This is a genomic window from Streptomyces sp. NPDC041135 (assembly GCF_055592085.1).
The window spans coordinates 1-1217 of record NZ_JBVIYZ010000108.1; the positions used below are offsets into that span (position 1 = coordinate 1).

At 66.9% G+C, this 1217-nt stretch carries 2 protein-coding genes; one reads left to right on the top strand and one right to left on the bottom strand.

The features are described 5' to 3' along the window. Positions 1–152: 152 nt before the first annotated feature. Positions 153–923: a transposase family protein gene (locus ACZ6CZ_RS38080; RefSeq protein WP_469030702.1), complete on the bottom strand. Its 771-nt coding sequence runs from the start codon at positions 921–923 to the stop codon at positions 153–155. Positions 924–1012: 89 nt separating this feature from the next. Here ACZ6CZ_RS38080 and ACZ6CZ_RS38085 point away from each other — a divergent pair. Beyond that, on the top strand, positions 1013–1217 hold a 205-nt coding region (locus tag ACZ6CZ_RS38085), incomplete at its 3' end, for a transposase family protein (protein WP_469030704.1).

A 1217-nucleotide genomic window follows, 5' to 3' on the forward strand; every position in this document is an offset into this window, starting at 1 on the left:
TGACGATCACTTCACGAAACGCGTTCCCCACCACATGACCATGATCGACGATTGAGAACTCGACGCCTCACCGCCTACCGTGCACGAGCTCGTAAAGGGTGTTGCAGAAGGCCGTGATCACGCAGGCCGAAGCGGTGTCTGGGCGTGGGCGGTCATGCGGCGTGGGCGAGGTTGTGCATGCGGGCGACGGCCTGGACGGCGTGGTGGAGGCCGTCGCCGCGTTGCCGACAGTCGCGGAGGATCTTGTAGTTCTTCATGCGGGAGAAGGTGTGCTCGACGCGGGCGCGAACCCTGCGGTGCTGTGCGTTGTCCTCTTCCTCGCCTTTCAGCAGGGGGCGCCCGGGGCGTTTGCGGTGCGGGACGATCAGGCCAGTGTTGATGTAGGCGCCGTCACCCAGGACCGTCACACCTTCGCAGTGTGCAGCCAGGCCGGAGTTCCGCCAGGCTTTCGCGTCCGCCGTGTTGCCGGGCACCGGACGGGCGGTCGCCACCACCAGGCGGGTCTCCGCGTCCACGATGACCTGCACGTTCGCCGAGAACCGGTAGTTACGCGAAGACGCTCCGACGTTGCGGTCGCGGACCGGGATGAGCGTGCCGTCCACGATCCACAGCCGCTCGGCTGCATCGGCGGGGGCTCGTGCCGGCTCGAGTGCGAGGAGCGGGCCGAGGCGCTGGATCACCCGGCACACAGTCGCCGGTGAGACGCCGAACAGCGGGGCGAGCTGCCGCATGGTGAGATTCGTGCGGTAGTACACGGCCACCAGCAGCACCCGCTCGGCCAGCCGAAGCCGCCACGGACGACCCCACCCGCGGCCCTCGCCACCACGTTCCCGGACCGCTTTCAGCAACCGACCGAACTGGTCCGTGCGTAACCCGGTGAAGGTCTCAATCCACACGCGCTCGGCCCTCAACACCCCAGCCATACAACGCAGATGCCCAGTTCCCGGCCTTCTGCAACACCCTTTTAAAGGTTGTCCCGTAACCGGTGGGAGGGTTGGTGCGTTGGTCGGGCATGGGTAGGGTGATCTCAGCAGATGATCCGAAGTGGATCGAGCCGTTTGCGGGTCTGACCGAGGTGCAGTTCGCGAGGCTGGTGGCACTGGTACGGCGCCGAGGTGGCGACATTCAGCGTGGCCGGCCGTGGCGGCTGTCGCTCGAGGACCGGGTGTTGCTGGTGGCGACGTACTGGCGCACGAACCTCACGTTGCGGCAGGTGG

Excerpts from the sequence above, each read along its gene's own strand:
- ACZ6CZ_RS38080 (WP_469030702.1), bottom strand. The coding sequence starts at position 923 with ATGGCTGGGGTGTTGAGGGCCGAGCGCGTGTGGATTGAGACCTTCACC.